General features: G+C 62.7%; 17 protein-coding genes. 15 read left to right on the top strand and 2 right to left on the bottom strand.

Features of this window, described 5'->3' with window-relative positions; genetic code table 11:
- Nucleotides 1-18 precede the first annotated feature (18 nt).
- Together A5724_RS21275 and A5724_RS21270 are read right to left on the bottom strand one after the other, a co-directional pair.
- Nucleotides 19-273: a WhiB family transcriptional regulator gene (locus A5724_RS21275; RefSeq protein ID WP_067806721.1), complete on the bottom strand. Its 255-nt coding sequence runs from the start codon at nt 271-273 to the stop codon at nt 19-21.
- 234 nt (nt 274-507) lie between these two features.
- Nucleotides 508-1,476, bottom strand: a complete 969-nt coding sequence (locus A5724_RS21270; protein ID WP_067806717.1) for a diacylglycerol kinase family protein — start codon at nt 1,474-1,476, stop codon at nt 508-510.
- Nucleotides 1,477-1,515: 39 nt separating this feature from the next.
- Between A5724_RS21270 and A5724_RS21265 the strand changes: the two genes are divergently transcribed.
- From A5724_RS21265 to A5724_RS21195, 15 genes are all read left to right on the top strand, one after another.
- A complete protein-coding gene (locus A5724_RS21265; protein WP_067806715.1) occupies nt 1,516-1,926 on the top strand; it encodes a hypothetical protein in 411 nt (136 codons plus the stop codon).
- A gap of 170 nt (nt 1,927-2,096) precedes the next feature.
- Entirely contained in the window at nt 2,097-3,434 is a 1,338-nt protein-coding gene (locus tag A5724_RS21260) for a hypothetical protein (protein ID WP_067806712.1), read from the top strand.
- A 27-nt stretch (nt 3,435-3,461) separates the two neighbouring features.
- On the top strand, nt 3,462-3,740 hold the full coding sequence (locus A5724_RS21255; RefSeq protein WP_067806710.1) for a hypothetical protein: 279 nt from the start codon (nt 3,462-3,464) through the stop codon (nt 3,738-3,740).
- Between the two features lie 13 nt (nt 3,741-3,753).
- Entirely contained in the window at nt 3,754-5,112 is a 1,359-nt protein-coding gene (locus A5724_RS21250; protein ID WP_156752396.1) for a hypothetical protein, read from the top strand.
- 15 nt (nt 5,113-5,127) lie between these two features.
- The gene (locus A5724_RS21245; RefSeq protein ID WP_067806704.1) at nt 5,128-5,424 is read left to right on the top strand and encodes a PE family protein; all 297 of its coding nucleotides are present in this window, start codon (nt 5,128-5,130) and stop codon (nt 5,422-5,424) included.
- Nucleotides 5,425-5,653: 229 nt separating this feature from the next.
- Nucleotides 5,654-6,763: a PPE domain-containing protein gene (locus A5724_RS21240; RefSeq protein WP_067806701.1), complete on the top strand. Its 1,110-nt coding sequence runs from the start codon at nt 5,654-5,656 to the stop codon at nt 6,761-6,763.
- A complete protein-coding gene (locus A5724_RS21235) occupies nt 6,760-7,572 on the top strand; it encodes an ESX secretion-associated protein EspG (RefSeq protein ID WP_067806697.1) in 813 nt (270 codons plus the stop codon). The genes A5724_RS21240 and A5724_RS21235 overlap by 4 nt, the downstream gene beginning before the upstream one ends.
- A 75-nt stretch (nt 7,573-7,647) precedes the next feature.
- Entirely contained in the window at nt 7,648-7,917 is a 270-nt protein-coding gene (locus A5724_RS21230) for a WXG100 family type VII secretion target (protein ID WP_067806694.1), read from the top strand.
- 11 nt (nt 7,918-7,928) lie between these two features.
- Nucleotides 7,929-8,216 carry a WXG100 family type VII secretion target gene (locus A5724_RS21225; RefSeq protein ID WP_067806691.1) on the top strand — a complete coding sequence of 96 codons (288 nt, stop codon included), beginning with the start codon at nt 7,929-7,931 and terminating at the stop codon, nt 8,214-8,216.
- Nucleotides 8,217-8,296: 80 nt separating this feature from the next.
- On the top strand, nt 8,297-8,776 hold the full coding sequence (locus A5724_RS21220) for a hypothetical protein (RefSeq protein ID WP_067806688.1): 480 nt from the start codon (nt 8,297-8,299) through the stop codon (nt 8,774-8,776).
- A 17-nt stretch (nt 8,777-8,793) separates the two neighbouring features.
- Nucleotides 8,794-10,950 carry a hypothetical protein gene (locus A5724_RS21215; protein WP_067806685.1) on the top strand — a complete coding sequence of 719 codons (2,157 nt, stop codon included), beginning with the start codon at nt 8,794-8,796 and terminating at the stop codon, nt 10,948-10,950.
- 61 nt (nt 10,951-11,011) lie between these two features.
- Nucleotides 11,012-11,776 (top strand): hypothetical protein, encoded by a 765-nt coding sequence (locus A5724_RS33250; protein WP_156752395.1) that lies wholly within the window; start codon nt 11,012-11,014, stop codon nt 11,774-11,776.
- Between the two features lie 37 nt (nt 11,777-11,813).
- Entirely contained in the window at nt 11,814-12,284 is a 471-nt protein-coding gene (locus A5724_RS21205; protein ID WP_067806682.1) for a YbaB/EbfC family nucleoid-associated protein, read from the top strand.
- Nucleotides 12,284-12,574: a hypothetical protein gene (locus A5724_RS21200; protein WP_156752394.1), complete on the top strand. Its 291-nt coding sequence runs from the start codon at nt 12,284-12,286 to the stop codon at nt 12,572-12,574. The genes A5724_RS21205 and A5724_RS21200 overlap by 1 nt, the downstream gene beginning before the upstream one ends.
- A gap of 55 nt (nt 12,575-12,629) precedes the next feature.
- Nucleotides 12,630-23,681, top strand: coding sequence for a hypothetical protein (locus A5724_RS21195; RefSeq protein WP_156752393.1), 11,052 nt, complete (start codon nt 12,630-12,632; stop codon nt 23,679-23,681).
- Nucleotides 23,682-23,683 lie beyond the last annotated feature (2 nt).

Below are 23,683 nucleotides of genomic sequence, written 5' to 3'. Positions count from 1 at the left end.
CGTAACTGAATTCTGGGGTCAGACCGCGCTGCGGGCCTTCGTCCGGGCGTTGCGGCGCTTGAGTGCGCGACGCTCGTCCTCGCTCATGCCGCCCCACACGCCCGCGTCCTGGCCTGAATCCAACGCCCAGGTGAGGCACTCTGTGGTCACCGGGCAGCGGTTACAGACGAGCTTCGCGTCAGCAATCTGCGCGATCGCCGGCCCGCTGTTCCCCACCGGGAAGAACAGTTCCGGGTCCTCGTCGCGACAGACCGCCTTGTGGCGCCAATCCATGGTTCTAATCTCCTAACTGTGTGCGCAGCAGGGCGCACGAGCTTTTCTTCGGCTGTTAACGCGTGCATTCGAAATGTTTCTGCACTGTTGCTTCCGATGCTTTCACAGGCTGAACAGATGTCAATACTCGCGAGTTAACAAGTGGGTAATGTCACTAACTAGGGTCGTTGGCGGACCCCTCATTCGTTTGTACTACACTTAATCAACCTGCGCCCTGAATCGGCCGAGTCGGTGCTATTTGCGCAGATCAGAGCGTACTTTTGCAGGAGGAGCAACCACGCCCAGCGCGTCGGGCACCGACGTGAACGTCATCGCCTCCCGCGGACCGAGGTAGTCCCCGTCGATTTGACACGCGACCGGCGTGTCGCTGGTCACCCGCACCCACCCCAGGTCGTCGTCGCGTATCAAATGCCTCGCCTCTAACCGCGGTTTCTTACTCATCATCTGGCGCACCAGCCCCAAATTGGCCCAGACGTTCGCGCTCGTGGTGGCGAACACGCCGAGACCCGTCTCGAACGTCGTCGTGGGGTTGGTCCACACCGGCCGGGTGTTCGCATACGTCCACGGACTGGAGTTCGACACGAACGCGAAGTGCACCCCCGCGGCGGGCTCCCGGTCCGGCAGGTGCAGCGTCAGGGTCGGTTCCTTGCGGACGCTGGCGAGCACCTCACGGATCGCGACGCGGATGTAGCGCGACGCCGTCACCTTGCGGCCCTTCGCGCGTTGGGCCTCGACAGCGGCCACGACGTCGCCGTCGACGCCCATGCCTGCGGTGAACACGCCCCAGCGCTCCCCGCAGTCCATCAAGCCGATGCGGCGCCAGGACTTTCGCCTTCCGTGCGCCGACAGCAGGTCGATGAGTTGATTGGTCGCCTCGATCGGGTCAGGGCTGATGCCCAGCGCGCGGGCGAACACGTTCGCCGATCCGCCGGGCACCACGCCTACAGCCGGTGCGGGCCCGCCCGGTCCCGCCTCGCCGAGAATGCCGTTGACGACCTCGTTCACCGTGCCGTCGCCGCCGTGCACGATCAGCATGTCGACCCCGTCCCGCGTCGCATCCCTGCCGATTTCGATGGCGTGGCCGCGGTGGTCGGTGTGCACGACGGTCAGCTTCACGCGACTCTCCAGCGCGTGGGCGAGCAGGTCGCGGCCCGCTGGAGTGGTCGACGTCGCGTTGGGGTTGACGATCAGCACGGCGCGCACGGGGTCCGAGCCTAACCGCCCGCCTCTAGGCTCGACGGCGTGATCGTGCCCTCGCCATCAACCGTCCGCCAGGCCGCTGTCATCGTCGGGCTGGAGGGGGTCGTGCTGGTGGGTGTCGCGGTGGTGTTGGTGGTACGCCATCTGAGCGGCGTCGAGGACCAGCCGTGGCTCAGCGGATACGGCACCGCGGGCTGGTTCGTGATCATGGGCGGGGCTGTGCTCGCCGCTGGGTGGGCGTTGTGGACAGGACGGCGTTGGGGCCGCGGCATCGCGGTGTTCGCGCAGCTTCTGCTGCTGCCGGTGGCGTGGTACATGGGTGTCGGCTCGCAGCAGTGGCTGTATGCCATTCCAGTTGCTGTCGTCGCGCTGGTGACGCTCGCACTGTTGTTCAGTCCGGCGACGCTGCAGTGGCTTGGTGCGGCTTCAACGGATACCGACGGCAAAGATTAGCCGGCACGCGCTTAGTCGAGGCCCGGCAGCAGTTCGGCGGTAACACTTTTCGGTTGCGCCGCATCTCGGTTCCCGCGGTGCATGAAATCTCGACGCGTTGACGTTATCGACATTGTGCGATCGATGAGAGACCGCTGGAAGTGAATGCCGCCGAAGCTATATTTGCGGTAGTGCAGAACGTCGGGGCCGCCGAACTGGATTACCCCACTGAAGGTTTGGCGGCAAACCGATCCGACAGCGGCTGGTCGGTGTATACCTCGGAATCGGACGATCAGAAGCGACCACTCGAGCGACCGAAATCCCTGGTGAGCGATACCGGTGCGATCGAGCAGGTGTCGGTACACGCGCGCGCGTTCGGGATGTCGTCGCTGTCATCGGACGGTGCATTGCCGATGCACCAATTCGGCCGTACCTCAGAGGGCGACGATGGTGGCGAGGTGAACGGTGGCGCGGCACAGGATTCATTCACCTCGGAGGGGGCCGACCTCATTGGCCAACAATTGATCTCCCTCGCTCCGGATGACTGGCTATGGTGCCGCGCGGAGTTCGCACTGACCGTCGCCGATGAAACTGCGTATGTCGGATACGAGACCGCCGACGGCAGGCGGTTACAGCTCGCCGACGTTCCGGACAACATCACGGCGCTTGTGCGTGAACAACTCAATCTCACAGCGGTGGCGTCGGCTGGGTCGTGGTGGCGACTGGTGTTCGATATCAGCAACGAGGCCGAGATTGTCGTCGGTTACGACTACGGCGACGATCCATTCCCCGGAGATCAACTACAGCCCACCAAGAACTATCTGGACGACATGGCTGCGTGTCGAGCAGCAACGCCAATGGATGACTTGGCAGGCGTCCATGACATGTGGGCCCGGTGGCCCGTACTTGGCGCGCTGCACATGGGTGTTGAATCCGAAGAGGGCCTGAGAGTCACGCCGGGGCTTGCTTGGTATGAGTCCGAAACCCCTAGCGGTGCAACGTTGGTTCTCCTGCCAGGCGACCTGGCAGTGCTATTGGGAGGCTGGTCGGAGTCGCCGCTGTTGACTGCCGGCTGTTCCGGCGACGAACCTATGCCGGTTCTGTTCGCGGGCGCGCCGGTGTGGGTGAACGAAGCGGTGCTCAATATCCGTTGTCAGCATGGGTTGTTGAGTTTTTGGTATTCGTGGGCAGAAGAAGGTTGGTGGCGGGGCGCAACGGACACCTATCACGAACTCCAGATGGCGTTGCCAGCTGTCTGGGGATCCGCTGACGAGGCAACGCTGGTGGAGATGGCTGAAATAACCCAGTCCGCTAGAAGATCCGCGTGCGCGTCATTGTTGACCGCCGCCATCGACAGTGAGGCCGCAGTGGACGAGGTTATCGATGCTCTTTCAGGCGAACCTAATCGGGACCTCACTGCAGCATTGAACCAGTCGCAGCGGCTGCGGTGTGATGCCTATTCGTATACAGTTCGATTGGCATCACAAGATATGTCCTGCAAGCGATTTGAGCTCCTCAACACGACGTAACACATCACTCGAGAGAGGTTTGACGGCATGGTCCTTTCGGTCGTCCCAGCAGGGCTGCAGGCATTCGCCAGCGCAAACACCGCCGCGGGGGAGATGATCTCGGATGCGGGGTCCGCGGACGCGGGAGCGATGTTCAGTGCGGCTGTCGCAGCGGTTGGCCCAATCGGTGCCAATTACCTTTTGTCCTACGCTTCCGCGCAGACGAACAACTTGTTCAGCACATTGACAGTCGGTGCGGTTCACGGCGCGATCGGTGGGCAGACCAACGCCTCCAACGCCGCGTACCTCGCCGCTGACGGCGTGTGATCGCGAGTCACGAATGGCAGCCGCGCTGCAATCGGCAGCGAATACTCCATCAGCGCATACGATTTCACCGGACCTTGTGCAACAAGGGCAGCCTGCCTTTGACCCCGAGCAGGTCATCAACGCCCATGAGACAAACCTGGCGGATTATCTGAATCAGCCGGTTCAGGACATTCTGGCCCGCCTCGGATTGCCGCGGATACCGTCGCATGTGATGCCCCCGGATGGCACCGACGGCGGAGCGCCCGCACCCGCGAATCCCCTGGATCCGACGCAAATGATCAAGCCCGCCACCGATGCACTGGGGACGTTGGGGACTGGTCAGTTCAACAACGGGTCCGACCCGACGCAGATATTCCAGGGGATTTCACAGGCGTTCGAGTCTGCCGCAGAACCCTTGGCGCAGGGTATGGCGCAGCTTGCGAGCGTGTGGCAGGGAGTCGCCGGACCCGCAGCAGGGGCCGCGACTTCGGCAGCAGTCGCCGACGGAAGCAAGGTGGCAAGTCAGGCGTCGAGCTTGGGGCAGAGCTTGTCCTCGGTCGTCGCGACGGTCAGCCAGACCGAAGCGCGCCTGATCGCCATCATCAACGAGTTCATCGCGAAGATCATCGCGATCGGACCAAACATCATTTTTCCCTGGGGAATAGCTCAGGCCATCCAAGCCGCGACTGAAGCTGTCACAGAGGCCACGGACGCGATGACCGAAGCGCAAGGAGCCATCGGCGCACAGGCGGCGCAGGTCAGTGCGGTAGGTGCGCCCGTTCCTCTGGCAGCCTCGACGTCCAGGCTGGCGGCGACGACCGCAACCACGGCCGCCGTGCCTGCGGTGAGCACGGCAGCGGCACCGGGTATTGGGTCGGCCTTGCAGTTCTTGAGCCCGCTGACAGAAGTGGGGACAAGTCTGATCTCGCCGGTGATGGAGGGGGTGACTGCCGCCACGCAGGCGGCTCAGTCCGGCGCTGGTGGACCTGACGACCGCAACCCCAACGATCCGACAAACGATCCTGCCGCAGTGAACAAGCCTGCGTCGCCGAAAGCCGGTGGAAGTGCAGGCGCCGCAAAGGGTATGCCCACAGGTGCCGCCAATTCGCAGTTGGCTCCTCAAATCCCGGCGGTACCCAAAGTTGGTGCGGACGGCACACCCTTACAGAGCGGCGCCACCCTCGGCGCGGCCGCCGGGGCCGGCGGCTCCGCGATGACGGGCGGGCCGATGGGTGGTGCAGGAAAGGCGGGCGCCGCTGATGGGCGTCACAATCCGGCGGCGTTTCTCCACACCTCAAACGACCAGCTCGTCGGCGATCTCGGCAACGCCGCCCCGCCGGTGCTCGGTCAGATCGATCCAGCCGAACGTTCAGATATGGATTTACGGATCTAGACAAGGAGCCTTAGCATGCCGATTAATTCAGAATTCTCCATGCAACCGTCCGATGTCATGGAGGCGGCCGGCCAGCTCGATGCATTGGCCGACCGCATCGACAAGGTCATGGCGGTCGAAGCGCCGAACCTGACCGTTGTGGCGGCCGGCCGCGATGAGGTCTCTCAGCGAGTTGCGTCGACGCTGAATGACGTGCACACAGGCTTCGCCGATTCGGCGGGTAAAGGCTCGAACGAGGCGCGAGAGATCGCAGCGACCTTGCGGGCACACACGCAAAACGTCCTGGACTCCGAAAACGACTTCGCTGTCTAGCCCTTGTAGGCCATTACCTGAACGCCGGTCCACACGTCCACCTTGAACCATCTGCGCTGCGGCCCCGTTGAGTGAGTATGCACCTCGCGCACAACTCGACGATCAGGTCATCGCGGCTGAAATTTACGTTCTCCGGCAACGTAATTCATCCGCACGGTATCGAAATCGGCACTTCGCGCGCTTGTAACTGATCAGACTTAGACTTTCGGCGTTGAGGGGAGGTCATTGCATGGGATTCACCAACGTGGCATGGGAATCGCGCAGCACCGAGCAGCTGGCCCGAGACCTCACCGACGGCCCAGGCCCGCGATCCGTCGGTCAAGCTGGCGCAGCCTGGGTTCGGGTTGCCGACGAAATGGCTTCTGTCGCTGAGGACTACGGAAAACTGCTCGACCAGGTACGTGCAGCGTTCACCAGCCAAGGCGCCGACGTCGTCATCGACAAGCTCGAACAGTTCGGCGGATGGCTACAAGCGGTCAGTCTCAGTGCAGCCGCCAACGGTGAGCGGGCCGAGGAAGCTGCGACCGCGAACGGTGTTGCGGTTCTGGCCATGCCGAGTCTGTCGGAGGCGGTCCAGGAGAGGGTCGCGCGTGACGTGATGGATTCCCTGGCTGCTTACAACGGCGCAATCCTCAACGGGCGCTTCGCCGAACTGGATGATGCGACTTCGGCCAAACAGGCCGACGCCACGGCAGTCATGTACCAATACGAAGAGTCGTGTAACGCCTTAGCTACTGCTTGGGACCAACCGACTCCACCTGATGTGTGCAAGGGCGACGCACTGCGGACAGAACGCCGAGCCAAGGCAGCTGATGACAACGCTGAGGGCGGCGATACCACAGGGCGAACCGTCAGTGATGCCGTGGCGCCCGCGCCACTTGCGCCGTTCGCGGCCAACCAAGCGACGTCCAGCACGGACCGAAAAGGGCTGCGCCAGCTCTCCTCCACCGGCACTGGCAGCGACTCGAGCAGCGGGACCGGCGGCATGGGTGGTGGATATGGCCCAATGGGTGCGGGTGCCATGGCACGAGCGGGCGGCGGACAGCGCGAACACGAATCACTCGTGCCGTCAGCAACACTCGATGGCACCGGCGAGCCGGGTGCCGGACTGTCAGATGCATCGGTGTCTTGGCTGCCTGCAGCCCAGCAGAGCGACTCGGCCTTCACGGTGTCCAGTGTCAGTTGGGGCCCGGACACCTCGATCTTCGATGAACTCGCTCAATCTGATCAGCCTGACGTCCCCGCGTACGCAGAGGAACCCGAGTCCACCCTGGAACAGGTGTCGAACCACTGGACGGCACCCGCGGTCATCGGGATCGACAAGGGTCTGATGCTATGACCAGCGCGCTGTCAGACCGGATCAGCCTGAGCCACGACGAACTTCAAGCCGTGGCCGGCCTGCTCGGCGTTTTCGACCTGCCCAGCGTGCTGAATGTTCGCCCGCGATACGCCACGATCCCGGATCGGGACGCGGCAGTCGAACGCGCCAAGCGCAATCTGTTGGCTCGCAACTTGATCACCGACCGCGCAGTGCACCTCGGCCTGGCCGCAATGCTGGAAACCTTGCACCGGCCCGATCTCCAATGGGCAATTAGGATGGTGACGCCGGAAGGTACGGCACGGGTCGCCGTTGCGCGACGCGGCGCAACTGCCGTCGTGGCCCGGCGTATTTCGGAGGTCGTCACATTGTCGCCGTTGCGCGACGGTGCGGAATCGCTCTCGATGGCAAAGGCTCTGGCGAGCGAACTCCGAAGCGCCGACGCCGCACCTGTGGAACCGTTCGCAGCGCCGCTGCAACAGCTCGCGGAATGCCTCTCCGGCACAGACGATCCCGTGGCTCTTGCGGACCAGATCCGCAGTCTGGGCGCCGAAACTTCGGTTGCGCTATCGCTGGGTGCCGCGCTGGCCTCCCGGCAGGCATTTGCCGAGATCGTGGTCTACGCCTTGGTGGCTGATGAGGACAGGATCTGCCGGGCCCCCGCGGCTGCAGGTGTCTTCTACACCAGACGTGGGCGCATCGTCGCAGTACCGAGCGCGTCGCCGACGGGGGAAATATGGACCACCGTCAAAGGCGGCACCGATCACGCAGTCATTCAGGCGATCACCCGGCTCGCAGAGCTGACCACAGCCGGAGGGGGTGACGGGTAGCGCCAATCACCAATCTGCCAAAGGATTTATGTACATCGAGAAACACTCGCGTGATCTATCGAAGGAGGAAGCGCAATGCCCATCGTGGGTATCACCGTTGAACAAGCCAGGGCCGATTTGCAGAAGGTCACTGACGCGCAAGCGAACGCCAAAAACCTGAAGAACCAGATGGACAACGTGGCGCAGGATCTGACCTCAACGGGGTGGCTCGGCCAGCAGTCCCAGAGGTACCAGGCCGCGTCCAACGAGCTGATGGCCGATCTCGACACCGTAATCAACGCATTGGATTCGATTGCAGAGCAAGGGAAGTCTGACCTCAACCAGTACATCGCACACGAAAGCTAAGGAGTAGATCAATGAGCGACGTTATCCACTACAACTTCGGTCAAATCTCTGACTCGTTGGGTGAAATTCAGACCCGCATCGCGCAGTTTCACCAGCTGCAAGATGACGTAGCCCAGGTCGTCAACGCGATGCAAGACGCCTACAAGGGTTCCGCCCCCGAAGCCATGCAGCAGCAGATGGCACTCATCAAGACAAAAATGGACGACGCGGCGCAGCAGCTCGACCAGTTGCAGGGGTCTGGGCACGAGCAGGCGGACAGCATGCAATCCCTCGACAAGCTTCTCGCTTCTCGTTATTAAGCAGGCAAGCCCGGGCTTGTTGGTCGACGAAACAAGCCCGGGCATCCTCCTCAGAACCAGAAAGAGAGCGCACGACAACGATGGCGACTTCCAATTCAGGCGACGACAAGGGTGATACCGGCAACGGCGGCGGCGGTTCCGGTAACTCGGGTAGTTCCGGCAACGGAGGCGCCGGTGGCAACTCGGGCGACTCCGGCGGGGGCGGCGACACCGGCAATCCTACCGGCGCCTCGATTACCGATTTGACGGGTGACCTCAAGAAATTCTCGGATGCCGGGTCGCCCAATTTGCACTTCACGCCGGAGTCGAGCAAGAAGCTTGTCGCCCTCATCAAGACATATAAAGAACAGCTCCAATACACGCGGTCATACATGGATTCGATCGACGAAATGGGCAACGAGGGCGATCTCCCCTCGGCACATGCGACTAAACAAAATCTGCTGTACGACATCAACGGCCCAGGCGGCGCGAAGGACATGGCGCAGAAATGCATCGATTATCTTGACGCGCTCCAGGACGCAGTAGGTAAAGCCGGCGCCTCGATCGAGCATCACGGTTAGCGCGGGCTGTATCTCGTATGACCGGTCCCGGAGAGTACGGCAATTTGGCGGATGGGCAGAAGCATGAGCCGTTGAAGGATGTCAACGGCAACACGATCTATCACGTCACCTATGACGACAATGGCAATGCTACGTTCGGTGATGTCTGGTATCAGGATGAGCCGCGACCGCCGAATTGGAATGAGGGTGGCGCTGATCCTACAGGTTCAGATGTCGCTAGCGCGATTGAGGCGGTTGGGAATGATCCCGACAAGATACTGAAATGGCTGCAGGGCCACAACTTTCGCGTCGCGGACAAAGACCATCTCCCGAAACCCGACTTCACGCCGAATGTTGACGATGAGTTCGACGCTCCGCCCAATGGGCTCGATGGCCTGGGTGCAGTGGGCGCAACCAAAAACCCGACATCGGTGGTACCCGAAGTACCGGAGAACTTTACCTTCGACAAGCTGCGCAATGCTTTCGCGAACGTCGCGGTGGAGACGCCAATCGATCTGCATTTTAGCGATTTGTGGACCCAGTTCGGTAACGACCTCGTGCGCGACACCCAGGACTTTGCGACTCAGTTCGTCGCCGTTGACGGTTGGGACGGTGAGACCGCTCAGGCGGTGAAGAACAATGTGCTGACGTTCACCGATTTGTCCCAGGGCCCTATCGCTGATCTGTCGAAAGGACTGCAAGCCCTAGGCATTCTCGAAGCCGGCTTTTCGCGGATGATGATGTGGATCGCGTTGGACGTACACAACGATGCGATGTTGCTGGACGTGCTACGCAACGCATACCCGCACCACGTCAATGACATCAACAGCCAATTCGATAGCCACGCGCAAAGCGTGATACGGACTGTTTACAACCCCGCGATCAAGGACATCGCGCAGGGCAATCCTTCGTTCGGCAAGGCGCCTCCAATCAGTGTGGATCCCAACAATCCGAAGGGCGCGGGCGGCGCGGGCGGCGTGGGCGGCGGTGACGGCGGCATCGGTGACCAACTCGATAAGGCTTTGAAGAATCTGGGTGCCAACGGTGGCGGCGGTGACAAGTTTGATCCCAACGCCATCGCGAATGCGTTGAAGAACGGCGGTGGCGGCGGTGACAAGTTTGATCCGAACGCCGTTGCGAATGCGTTGAAGAACGGCGGTGGCGGCGGTGACGGGTTTGATCCGAACGCCGTTGCGAATGCGTTGAAGAACGGCGGTGGCGGCGGTGACGGATTTGACTCCAATGCTGTGTCGAATGCGTTGAAGGACCCCAACGGTGGCACGGTCGATCCCACCACCCTGTCGAGCCTGTTGGCCGACCCGAATTTGGCCAACCTACCGCCGGCGGCCTTGCAGGCTCTGGCGGCGAATCTCCCACCCGGGATGACCCCCGCTGATCTACGGACGCTGACCGGTGGCAATTTCTCGGCTCTGCCACAAGGCGCCGACAGTGGATTGGGTGCCCTGAGCGGATTGAGCGGTCTCACTAGCGGTCTGAGCAGCGCGCTGGGTGGGGTCACGGGCGCGACGAACAGCCCCGCAGGCACTGGTAAGAGCCTGCTCAGCAATCCTAGCCAGAACGGCGCTGATGGCACCGGCCAAGCCGCGAATGCGGCCGGCCAGGCTGCAGATGCCGCTCAGCAGGCACTAAATGCCTTGCAAGGAAAATCAAGAATCCCCAACGGAACACCGGAGTTTGACCCAAAGAACCTGAAGACGCTCGATGGGGCCGGGGGACACGCCGGCGGCGGTAATGGTGGTGGCGCTGGGCTCGGGGCGCGCGGCGGCGCTGCCGGCCTCGGGCCGGCCGGGACACCAGTTGCCGCGACGTCCAAGGGAGCACTGCCCGCCATGGCAGCAGGCGAGCGAGCTCTGGCGGAGACCTCGGCCGGAGCCGGCGGATCTGCTGGCGGGGGTAGCGGCGGCGGTGGTGGCGGTCAACGCGGCCCGGGGGGCAAGGAGCACAAGGCCAACAAGGCATTGCGCCGCAAGAAGAACGGCGAGGAGATCTTCGGCGACATCGACGCCGTGGTGCCGGTGCTGGGTGCCGATGACGGCGAACAGCGCACCGAAACCGACGAAGCCGCCCAGCCACCCGCACGGACAGCAGCTGCTGAACGACGACACAGTCACCCGCAACGAGACCCACGCCTTGTTCCAAAGGTGACGCCGGGCCAAACAATCGGGGGCCGGTGACACTGTGACCCACTTCGGAAAGCGCGGCGGGCGCCTCGGCGTGCACACGTACGAAACGGAGTTGCTTCTGCTGGACACCATCGACCTCTACGACCTCAAGGTGCTCAACGAAGTCCACGACTACGACTTCTTGCCGTATCCGTTCATGCATACGCGGCCGGCGGAATTCGGCAGCGTCGAAGACGTCGCCGCGCATGCCTCGGGTGTACGCGAGAGGTACGTAGGCGGCGACTTGAAGCACCTCGACAAGTACATGGTGAGCTATGCCGGCGCAGACATCTGCGTGACGTTGAACATCCAATACATCCCGAACGACACGCCGAGCGTACGGATTGTGGCGCACCGGAAGGACGAACAAGGATTCCTTGCCCAACAGAGGCCCGACGTGGACCTCGTTGACGTATATCGGCTTTCGCCGTACGAACTCGGGGCGGCCATTGCTCAGAGGGCTCCTATCGACAAGCCGGGGCGGCATCCTGCGATCGTCGTCAACGAGTACCTGCTGCCAGACCAAAATGTCTATGACAGTGGTGGTTTCGCCGTCTCTGAAACGTTTGCCGACAGAGCGGATGTCACCGTCCCCCAAGAGGAGGTGACTGCCTACGCCAGTGTTCAGAGTCATTGGCGTCGACGGGCGAAGTGGGGACCTGATTGGAATAAGGAGACCCTGGTGTGGATCCAGGTGCGAGACGACGGCGACTACATCTTTGCATCGGATATGGCCAGCGCTCAACCGATGACGAGGTCGCTGCTTCACGAACGAATCGACCGGCTCATCGCTGATGATGTGGCGATCCTGCGGGAGAAACGCCGTGGCCTGACGTGACCTGGATTTAGATGCTTCGACGCAGAAGGAAGGCAGTGTGGTGGAAAACCTTTTGAGAGCAGAGGATCTCGGCGACATGATGTCGCTGCTGCACGAGCAGATGCGAGATCTGGCCGCTCTGCAGGAGAAGCGTACGTCGCTGATGGCCAAGGCGACGGCCGCTGAAGGTGCCGTCGAGGTCACCGTCGACGTGCAGGGTGTCGTGTGCGACATCGTGATCGAAGAAGACTATCTCGATGACAATGAGCTGGCCGAACTCGGCGGCCACATCGTCAGTGCGGTTCGGAAGGCGGCACAAGACGTTGGCCGCCAGTCGGCGGCCCTGCTCGAGCCGATGACTCGGCGCCGACAGACGATGCGGTCGTTGACCGACGTTGACGGTGAAATGCCAGATTTCTCTGAAGTGTTGTCGTTTTTCAGTCCGCCCACAGCCCTACCGAATGAACCCGAGACTCAAGTCGAAGTCGACGAGGGGAGTTCGGCTTATCCCAATGTGAGGAAAGCCTGATGGCAAAAGAAGTAGCAGTGACCCCGGCTGGTTTGCGGAAAGTGGCGAATGAACTCAGTGATCGGTCAGATGATGCGAAAAGTGTGAAGAATCTGGCGTTGAATAATGCCGACTCAGGCGGTGCGCCGTGGGGAACGGGCAAGATGGGCAAACAGTTCGCCACGGTCTCCGGCGGGTACCTGGACCAGGTCAAATATACGACCGAGATACTCCAAAACCTCACTGATGTTCTGGATTTCTACGCGGACGGATTGAACACCGCGGCCGACACCATGGAAAAACACTCGTAGGCGTAGTTAGTGTGTTTTGCCCTAAACTTCAGATAAAACACGGCGTGGTGGGCTCTTGACCATTCATATGCCGCCGGAGTTGCAGTGGCTGGCGGTGATCGCCGGCCAGGAGTGGCCCGACGGCGATGAAGACGCCATGTATCGCCTCGCCGACGACTGGAAGCAGGCCGCCGATAAGCTAGAAGCGCTACTTCCCGGGCTGGACCAGGTTCGCAACGACACGCTCGCGGTGCTCGTCGGCGACACGGCCACAGCGGCCAAGGCCCAGTTCGACGACCTGTTGGATGGCGAGAACTCGATCGCCCATGAGGTTGATGCACTGAGGGCGCTGAGTGCTGAGGCGCACGACTTCGCCCAGCATGTCGAATACGCCAAGGTGAACATCATTGCCACGTTGGTGATGACGGCGCTTGAGATCGCGTATGCGCTTGCGAGCGCGTCCTTCACCTTCGGGATTTCGTTGGAGTGGATTCCGGGCTATGAGGCCCTCATGGAATTGCGATGGATCCAAACAATTGTGAAGGCTCTGCGCGGCATTGAAGAAGCCATAAATATCGGTAAGGGCACGGTAACCCTCCCCAAGGTCATCAAGTATGGCGGAAAGCAAGCATTTCAAGAGCTCTGGCAAAGCGTGCTACAAGAAGTCGCGGTCGAGGCATACCAGCACGACAAGCGGGGCACCGGGTTCAGCGGAAAAAATATCGGGAAAGCCGCGATCGGCGGTGTAGTCGGTGGCGCGGTCGGCGGCGTCCTACACCATCCGGTAAATCACATCGTCCCCCCAGCCAAGAACGTGATCACGAAAATCGTGAAAGGGGCTGCGACTCACTACGCGATCGGGATACCGGCCAACCTCGCCGCAGCGGGTGCTACCGGCAGTGACATCGATGCTATATCGGTGCTGGGCGGTGCAATACCCGGTGCGATGACGGGAGCGATCCACGGCGTCAAGGAAAATCACGGCAACGCCCCCCCACCGCCAAAGGAGTTCGATGGGGATGAAACCAAACCTCTACTAGGCGGCGACTCGGACGACGATTTCTTGACGGAGGATTCCGATCTAGGGCATGACCCAACGGTCAACGCGGCGGATCCCTACGGCTCCACCGGCGGTCCGACGTGGTCAGAGTCCGAAAAGACACTTGTCGGCGATAACGGCAACGGCGGCAGCTCGATCGGGGCAGGGCGTGGCGGTGCGTCGGCCGATGGGCAGAACAACGGCGTTGTCGCGCAGAATGATTCGGGTACGGGGCGGGGTTCTGCGTCGGCCAATGGTCAGAACTCGGGCACTGGTGCGCAGAATGGTACGTCCGCTGGGCAAGCCACTTCGACGGGCAACGGTCAGAACTCGGGCAGTGGTGCGCAGAGTGGTACGGCGGGTGGGCAGGGTTCTGCGACGGCCGGTGGTCAGAACTCGGGCACCGGTGCGCAAAATGGTACGTCCGCTGGGCAAGCCACTTCGACGGGCAACGGTCAGAACTCGGGCACTGGTGCGCAGAATGGTACGTCCGCCGGGCAAGCCACTTCGACGGACAACGGTCAGAGCGCTGGGTCATCGACTAACGGCACACTAGCTGGACAAAAGACTGGCGTTGCAGCGACCGCGCAGGGTAACGGAACTGGCACCCAAAACACCGGTACGTCGGTCGAGTCGAACAGTTCGAGCGCAAATCCAGCGCAGTCCAATGGGTCTGGCAGCGGGCAGCCGTCGAAGGGATCGGGTCAGCGTGCCGAGGTTTGGGACCAATCGGGGCAGCGGTCGGCGGGCGCAGGAATCGGCGGTCGTGGTCCTGCAGGGCCGGGTTCGGCGGGGACGCCGCAGGGGGCCAGCCAAGCGTCCGCAGCATCGGCCGCCAAGTCTACTTCGACATCGGAAAATGATTCGGGCACAAGACAAGTAGCTCAGGCATCGTCGGCCAGGCAGGGTGAGCCGACGGCAACTCCGCCGAAATTGGACAATCCCTTCCGGTCGGCAGAGTCGCCAGTGGTATCGAAAGACGGTGCGGGCAAGTCGACTAAGCCCAGGTTGTCGCCGCAGGAGACGCAACGGCTCGTCCGAGAAGCCCTCGCACGACACGCTCAGTCTGAGCGGCCGGCAACTCATGTCGACGAACCGATTGATGCCAGCGTCGAGTCGCGATCGATCTCCAGCGAAGCGCTCGGCAGTGACGACGTTGAGATCACTCCCCGCGGTGACAGCGACGTCGACCAAGAGTTCAACCTCAACCGTGGCAGCGATGGTGATCACGATGACTTCGCCAGTGACACCGAGACTTTGGTTGGTGACGGCCCAGGCACGGATTCGGAGAAGACGAGGTCGAACGGGGCTGTGGCTCAGGATGTTTCGGCCGATGAGTCAATGCAGCCTGACCGGCACCGATTGGCACCAGCGGATGGCGGCGGTGGTGTGGGCAGTGATGATCGGTTCGCTGATGGCACGGCCTGGCATCGGGATGTCGACGGTTGGCTTGTTGCCGGACAGGGTGGTCGGATCGATGTGGGGCCCGGTTTTGGTGGGCCGCATGTGGAGCTACCTGGTGGGACCCGGGGAGTGTTTGACAGCAACGGTGTGCTTCAACATGTTGTCTTGCCTGATGGCACCAGCCATGACCGCGGACTCGATGGGAATTGGTCCCGGGCTCGGGAGAACCCGGGCGAGGTACAGGTGGTCAAGACGGGCCACGGAGATGTTCTCGCCAGCGATAACGAGAAGGTGATCGACACCAAGACCGGGGAAACGATCGCCTACCGCCAGATCAAGCATGACAACGGCCACCGCCTGCCGCAGCCCAAGGTGTTGCTCCCGGATGGGCAGGGCGGGTGGAAAGAAACCCCGGTGCCGTTGGACACGGTCCGTTATGAGGCGTGGCTGGCCGGGGCGAACAAGGCGCATGACACCGCGCGCACGATGTTCGATATCGCCGGGCGATCTGGTCCGAGCATTCCCGAACCCGAGCGGTTGACCCACCTGGGTACCGAGGAGCTGAAAGCGTTGTTGGGCGGCACGCCCGATGATATGAAAGCCGCGCTCTATGAGGCGGTGCGGCGCACCAAGGGTGTGTCCTTGCGGTGGACACAGCTGTCGGCCGGCGGTGCCTTGGAGCGCGGTGATGTGGTGAATATGGCTGCCGGGGAGGGCAAATCGTATTTGTTCTTGATGAGTAACGCGCTGGAGGCGGCCAAGTTGGCCAAGGCCGGCGAGGGCGGGGCGGTGCACATGCACACCACGCGTGATGTGTTGGCTGAGCAGTTGGAACCCGATTTTCGGGCGGTGATGGAACCGTTGGGGTATGCGGTGCACCGGTTGAATTCCGATAATCCGCCGCCGGCGCCTCGACCGGGTCAACCCACGGTGTACCTGGGTACGAGTCAAGACGCCGCGTTTACGTTGCTCAAGCACGGGTCGGTTGGCGGGCATTCGGGTGTGGGGCCAGGATTTCACGCCGAGATCGATGAGATCGATGAAGCGCTGGTGTATTCCAACGGTCACTACATCTTGTCGGAGGGCACCGGTGCGGACGCGCCGCGGGCGGTAGCTGACCCGATCAAGGGAATCCACAAGTTCTTGTCCGACAAGTTGGCCACTGGGGAACTGACCGATGCTGACTTCGGCCGCGAACCCGACACAGTCGGTGGGCCTGCGCGTTTGACCGAGGCTGGGATCGCCAAAGCCATTGCGCTGCTGAACCCGCACGGCAAGTTGACGCCCGCTGAGGTTGATGCGCAGCTGGGCAAGCTGGACATGGCCGCTGCGGCGCATTGGGAGTATGTCGAAAACGTCCACTACGTGATCGATGACACGACCGGCAAACTCTACATCATTGATCAGACCACCCACCAGGTTCTGTACGACCCGCGCACGTCGTCGGAGAGTCGGTGGAATGGGGGATTGGCCCAGGCGTTGGAGGCCAAACACGGTCTCACCGTGCGCCATGACTCCGATGGCGATAAGAAGGTGACCTCACAGGGCCTGTATGAGACATATTCGAAGGTTGTCGGTGCCTCTGGAACCGCCAACGGCAAGAACGAATTGTTCGCCAAGCAGGGTTTGTCGTCGCAGATCGCCGATATTTCAAGGTATTACACATCGGGGTTGACCACTCATGAGATTGGTGTGAGCGCCAATCTGAAAGAAAAGCTGACCACGATCGCCGACGATGTCCAACAGATGCAGGCTCTGGGGGACACCGCGCGTCCGCAGTTGATTTTGGCGCACCGCAACGACTTGGTGAAACAGCTCTCCGCGCACTTGGATGAGCGCAATGTCGAGCACGTCAGTATCGACGCGAAGTGGTTTTTGAAGCAGGGCGTGGATCGCGATGAGGCATTCAAGGAGGTGGTGGCCCAGGCCGGCAAGCCGGGCAAGGTGTTGGTGATCAACATGCAGGGCGCGCGCGGGGTGGACATCCCGCTCGACGATGCGGCCAAAGCGTTGGGGGGCCTGCATGTGGTGGTGACCGGGCATTCGGAGGTGTCGAAAGACATCGACATTCAGGCCGAGAATCGCGCGGCGCGCAGCGGGGACCCCGGCAGCGTGAAGTTCTACATTTCCCCCGATGATGACCTGTTCCGGTTGTCGCATAATCCACAGGTCCAGCTGGCCGTAATCCAGTACCGGGCCGCGCTGCACACCGGCGTCGACCTGACTGACTCGCAACAAGGGCTACGCGATGCAGTACCCGTCTCCCAAAGCGACGCCGCACTGCGGATGGGAATTCGGCAGGCCCCCCAAGCCCGCGGCCCACCACCGCACACCACCACCACCGACACCGCCGACTTGCACATTGCTGCCGAACACCAGCCACCCCACCGGCCACCGGCCGGTCTGTCACATGTGGCGCCCTCACGGGGTCCAGGTGGCTTCAGCGGTGCTAGCGACGAGGTCGACAAGAAGTTCAGCCACAGCCGTGATCGGGCGGGCGATCGGGAAGTCAGCGACTACGACAGTGACGAAGGTTTGCCGGATACGGCTAGCCAATTGCCCTTCGGTTCAACACTTGTCGGAGGACCGACGCGCCAGTTGCCTGCACCGCCAGGAGTGGGGGTCGACCGCGGTGGATTGCCGTATTCGGAGTTAGGGCTTGAGCTGAAGCTGGCGGATGCTCCGGAGGGGATGGCCTGTGGCGCAGCGATGAAATGGTTTCTCGAAGAGGCCTATCCGGGTGGTCTGCGGCCTTTGGGTGTTTCCGACGATGATGTGCGCGAGCGTGGTGGGGTGGCTGGTGCGTTAGGTCGAGTGGTGGCCGGCCCGGGGTGGGGTCGGCTGAGAGATGTGGGCCAGTTGCGCGAGGCGGTGCGCTCTCGTCCGGGGTCGACGGCTGTGGTCGCGGCGAATCGGGCGGTGCCCCTGTTGAATCCTGTCTCGGCCAAGACCGATCCGTTTGTTGGGCACATGATGGCACCCGATCCGTTTGTTGGGCACATGATGGCACTGCATTCCCTCGACCCCTCAACCGTTGATCATGGTGGCGAAGTGTTGCGCTGGGTTGATCCGCAGCAGCAGCGTGTATACGGCGCCGATGTTGGGCCGGATCTTGTTCCCCCGGAGTTGCGTGCCGGTGCAGGCGCATGGGCCGTGGTTATCGATCCCCACGGCCGGGTGCTCGCACCGGGTGAATGGTCACGCAGAATCAGCAATGCCGAAGCTCTCCTCGATCCCCCGAGATCGCATCGTTTCGGAATGCACGGCGTTGAAATCGAAGTCCACAACGTCGGGTTATCTATATTCGGTTCGGCTTTGGATTCGAAGACGACCCTATTGACGTCCAAAGACAACATGATCAGTGTTGTCGTCGATACGAAGACCGTCTGGGTAGATAAAGACGGCAAGTACTACGAAACTGCGGAAGCCAGAGACCACGCCGGCGCTGAACCGCACCCCACCGAGCCAAAAACGAAGATCTCGGTGCCGGAGATCGTGACAGAGCCTGCACGTACGTTGGCGGGCGAACTCTCAACGTTTGAACGTCACTCGCTTGAGCAACGCGTCGCCGACCTACTTCAGACGTTGGGGAGTGCGAAGCCCGGCACGAGACTCAGCAAATTGTTCCCTGCGGACGGCGATTATGTGGTCCATGGGCACTCCAGTATCGAGGTCACTCGCTACCCGGACATGCACGCCGACGCGCCGCTTTATGTGCAGTACACCGAGGATGTCCCCGTCGCTGGAATTTATGCCTTTCTTCAGCATGCCGCCAGCAACGCGCGGCCATCGGAGCCGAGGCGGCGTTTTGCTCTTTCGGGGCTGCGTTTCGGTCGTGATGTGGCGGGATTGATCGTGCAGGGGCGGGCTCAGGTGGACACCGACGCCCCATCCGATAAACGTCCGCCGGACGAGGACATGCAGATGCTTGTCGCGTCTGAGCCACTCGTGTCGATCATGGGGCCGATGGCACTCCTGTATGCCGAGGTCGCCGCAATCATCTTCAACCTTCACACCGGCGGAGGGTTGGCAAAGACAAAGACGCTGGTGATGCCTAGGCAATCGCTACGGACGATTTGGAGAGCGCTCGGGCCGGAAGAGCGCAGGGAAGTGAGTCAGCACGCACAGAAGATTCGTGACTTGTTCGGGAGATCTTTCAAAAGGGATTACCCGAAATTGGCGGCCGACGATCTCATGAATCACGACATCTCCGCGTTTGGGGGTGGGAAGCTCACCGTCAAGGCACTCCTGGATGAGGTGCTGGATCCGCCCGATGATCGGCGGCTGTTTGATCGGGCGCAGTTGTTTGCCACCTCGACGGCGAAGGGCGGGGACCGGCTAAATGAGAGAGGTGACGGGCAGCTAGCCACTGTCGCGCTGGAGGCCCGCTACTACGGCGAACCGAAGCATCTCAAACCAAAGAGGCTGACTAATTTCAGTGATCAGGAGATGTTCAGGCGCGACGCCGACACGCTGGTAGCGACGACGCAGGACATCGACAAATTCGCTTTTCTGGCCCATCAGTTGAATGCTGATCCGAGCGGGCACGATGTGATCACCGAGTTGACTAATCTGGTGGCCGCCCGCGTGGACGAGCCGCAAGCGCCAACGACCAAACTGGTCGCCGCCATTGGCCGGTATCTGAATGAAAATCCCACGAAGGCAAAAGATCTGGCGCTTTTGCTCGGGCCGGCGAGCCAGCGGCTAGAAGTGCAACTCGTCCCACAGGCGCATGCCACCACCGGTGGGCCCCCGCGGCGGACTGTGAGTGAGACTCCTTGGTCGTCTGAGTCAGATGACGCCGAGCGCGCCCCGCGGCGACGTCCCAGGAAAGCCGGGACCCCGTCGCAACGTTCGGGTGATGCGCGTGGTGGCCAAGTAGCGGGGCAGCGAGCACGCCAGCCGCAGCAGCTACCACCTCTTCGAAGACGCCAGCCGCGCTCGGAACAGCAACCGGTTGATTCTCTCCCCGAGTCGGGGCCGCCGATGCGGCGGGTTGTGCGTCGTCGCGGCGGAGGCGCTCCTCGCCCTCGCGAATCAAGTATAGATTCGGCGAGATCTGCTGCACCGTCATCGGATTCGGATGACTTGAGGCAGACACCACGGCGTGGGCAACTCGCGGATGCTACGCGACCGATGCCACACAATTCCGGTGGGCAGGGTGGTTCGGCTGGGGGGGCAAGTGATAGGCCTCCGGTAGGTGTTCACCTCGGGCCACCTCGGGAGCCTTTGGGTGGGCCAACCGCGTCAGGGCCATTGTTGGCGTCGGACCCGGCCGCCGCGACTCCGACCACACACCACGCCGGTCTTCCGATTGCGCCCGCCGATACCGGAAGCCCAATCCTCCATACTGAGTCGCCACTCGTTGAGTCGATTGCGCATCCGTCAACATCACCAGCGGGGCCGTCTAGGTCATCGACTGGGGCGGTAGAGGACGCGGATTATGTGCCATTCGCCAACCTGGTGCCTCGCCACCAATCCTCCAGTACTGGTGCAGGATTCGCGGAGCAGCGCGACTTCGCGGAACCCGACGATGGGTTCCCGTCAGAGGCTGGCGCTTCACCGCAGGACCGTGCGGTTCGTCGGCCGTTGCCGACGCCGCGCGAGCCCCTTCCCACACCTTTACGGCGTTTGAGGACGGAACCGTGGTATGTCGACTTCGAAGTTGAGGGGAAGGAAATCGGCGACAAGCAGCGCGAGAGCATTGACGCTATCGCCGCCGATGTGGCCGAATTGGTGGCCGCCAGGTCCGGAGCTGGCGGAGGTCCTCTCATCGTCCATGTGGACGGCGGTGGCAACGGCAGCTGGATGTCGTTGTCTGGCCGAAACACTACTGCCACGGATGTCGGCGATCAGCGCGCTCGCCTCATATCGCAGGCGCTCCACGACAAGGTCACGCTGTTGCTTGCCGGGCGTCCGGGCAGCGTCGAATTCGCCCCCCCGACATCTCGCGGACGACCACTACGCGGCGATATTCCCGACAGGATCGAGAATGCGGCGCGTCGCGTTGTCATAGTGCGGATCGATGAGGCCGCGCCACCTCACGGTGGTGGTGAAAGCGGACAACCGCGCCCACCCCAAGACGTGTTGATCAATCTGCCTCCGCTACATCCGACTACGGTCACCCCGGCATCAGCTGAAGAGACGACCGATGAATCAGAATCACCGAACGCGCCGCCGCTGGCCGTGCGGCATCCCGTCGACTTGCCGCCGGCTGCCTCGGTTGCGCATCCGGTCGAGTCATCGACCCACAATGTCAGCCCGAGTCTCGCTGGGCACCAGCAGGATTCGCTCGCCTCGGAGGTGGAGCAGCGACCGCACACGCCGTTATCCGAGCACGGCGAGCCGTCGAGGCAGCCTTCGCAAAGCGAGATGTCATCGAAGGGCAAGGGCAAGCAGCGCAACGACGGGCAGCGCAGCGAAGGGGAATTGCGATCGCGGGTTGAGGAGTTAGAAGCTTTACCGGGACTCTCGGCGCTGAGGGATCAGTGGCTGGCCGATGCGCGTCGCGACTTGGCTGCTTGGGAAAGTCGCAAGGCGAGCGCGTCGCGACAAGCGCGTCCCGACGTCGATCGCGACGATGCGGACGGGCCTTCGTGGTGGCGGTCAGGCATAGCCGGGGAAACCTGGACCGCCCTCGAAGCCAACGACCCGCACCGTGCCGGGTGGGTACTCGGTAGCGCTGTCAACGAGGTGGGCTTGCATCCGGCCGCGGCGGCGAAGCTGGCGTCGTTGAACGTTGACGCCACCGACGTAAAAGCTGTTGGGGCAGAGGTCCAGCGGGCCTACGGCAATCTCACCGCTGACGAGCAGCGTGTGAGCACCCCAAACTTGGTCGATCAGTTGGTCAGAGCAGTCCTTGGATTGCCTGTGCGCGTCGAGAAAAAGGGTGGCAGCGCCCTGCCGCAGGCCACCGGGTCAGAGCAGGAGGCGCGAGGCCCAGGGCAGCGTCAGGCTGGCCCGTCTGGGTCCGGGCACGTCACTGCGGCGGATGGTGACGGCCCGGTCGTGCCGCCGAACACCGACGTGCGGCGCCGGCTGGCGGTGGCGCGCGACCACGCCGATGCGGCCGACACCGCCCTTCTGCGGTGGATCGACGCCGTCGATGCGAGCCTGGGCGACCCGGCCGACGTCGACGCCATCCAAGCGGCGGTCGTCAGTCTCGACCTGATCTCGACGAAGATTGAGGCGGCCCGGCACGGTCAGGTGGCGGTCTACCGGGTGCCGGTCGGCCTGGCCATCGGTCAGGACATCGTCGACGGCGCAGGCATTCAGCCCATCCAACGGTTCCCGGACCAGGCGAGTCACTTCGTGGTGGCCAGTCACGGCGACGCGGAGAAGCTGTGGGCCGACGGCCGCCCGGACGGCCCGGGGCTGAGCGGCACTGAGCTGGGCGACCTCATCGAGCGGGATCCGCGCTGGCCCCGCAGCGAGGTGATCCTGTCGATCTGCGAGGCGGCGACGAACCCGGCCGACGGCCCGGCCGCTCAACTCGCCCGGCGGCTGCCCGGCACATTGATCGTGGCGGGCCAGGGTGACGTCCAGACGACCAGCGACGGCTGGGCGGTGGTCGAGCAGACCGCGGACACCACCGGTTTCCTCGGCTTCCGGTACGACCCGAAGACCGGGTCGACCGAGATTACGCAGCTGTCGCCGTTCCTGCACGTGAGCCAGCCATCGGCCCGGGTCGACGAGATCGCCTTCGCACACCATCTGTACGACCGGGCGGAAGGCGCCCGGAAGAATGCCGAAGTCTTCGATCTGGCCGCCACCCGCATGCGGGAGCTGGACGACTGGATCGAGCAGCACCGGACCGTCGATGACGAGATCGCCGCGTTGCGGGACCGACGGGTGGGCGGCGACCCGGCCCGGCCGGACGGGGTCACCGCCGACGAGGTCCGCGCTGTGCAGGAGACCGCGCGGGCCTGGCTGGACCGCCTCGCCTCCATCGAGGAGCGCATCGACTCGGCGATCGTACTGCCGGCCGGGCTGGCTCGGCAGCAGGCGCTGGGCACGCTGAACCACGAGCTGACCACCCTGACCAAAGAGCTGAACGCGGCGGTGCCGACGTTCCAGCGGCTGCGGGCCGAGGGGATGACAACGTCGGAGGCCCAGGAGGCGCTGCTGGACCGCGTGCTACCGACCCCGCAGCCGGGCTCGCCCGACCTGCTGCCGAACCCGTTCGACGTCATCGACGACATCGGGGAGCTTCCGAACCCGTTCGATGCCTTCAGCGAGCCGCCCAGTCCGGTCGAGGCGTCGAGCCACATCACCGACACCGCCACCGACGGCGAGTATTCGTTAGAAGGTCAACGTCTTTCCGACCACGCATCGGATCGTGGCGGACTTGCGCGGGTTTCCGGTCGTGGTGGTGTTTTTAATCGTGCTGGTGGGGCGCAGGTGCGGTTGTGGTTGGGGCCTGGGCATGGTGGTGCGCTGTCGGTGGCGCAGTTGGACGGGTTGATGGCGTCGGATTCGTTGTCGGCGTTGTTGGGGGATGGTCATGGTGAGTTGTCTGAGGTGCAGTGTGAGTTGTTGGCGGGGTGGTTGATTGGTGTGTTGCATCCCGATGGTGTGCGGGGTGTGACAGTTGATGACTCGGTGGTGGGTCGTGGTGGGGTATGTCGGAGAACGCGTCGTCGGGCGTGGGCTCCGCGAAACCACGCTGTCGTGGCGCCAGGTTGAAG

Origin of the sequence: Mycobacterium sp. ACS1612, assembly GCF_001667505.1 — a bacterium.
GTDB lineage: Bacteria > Actinomycetota > Actinomycetes > Mycobacteriales > Mycobacteriaceae > Mycobacterium.
This window is presented reverse-complemented; position numbering and strand designations above follow the sequence as displayed.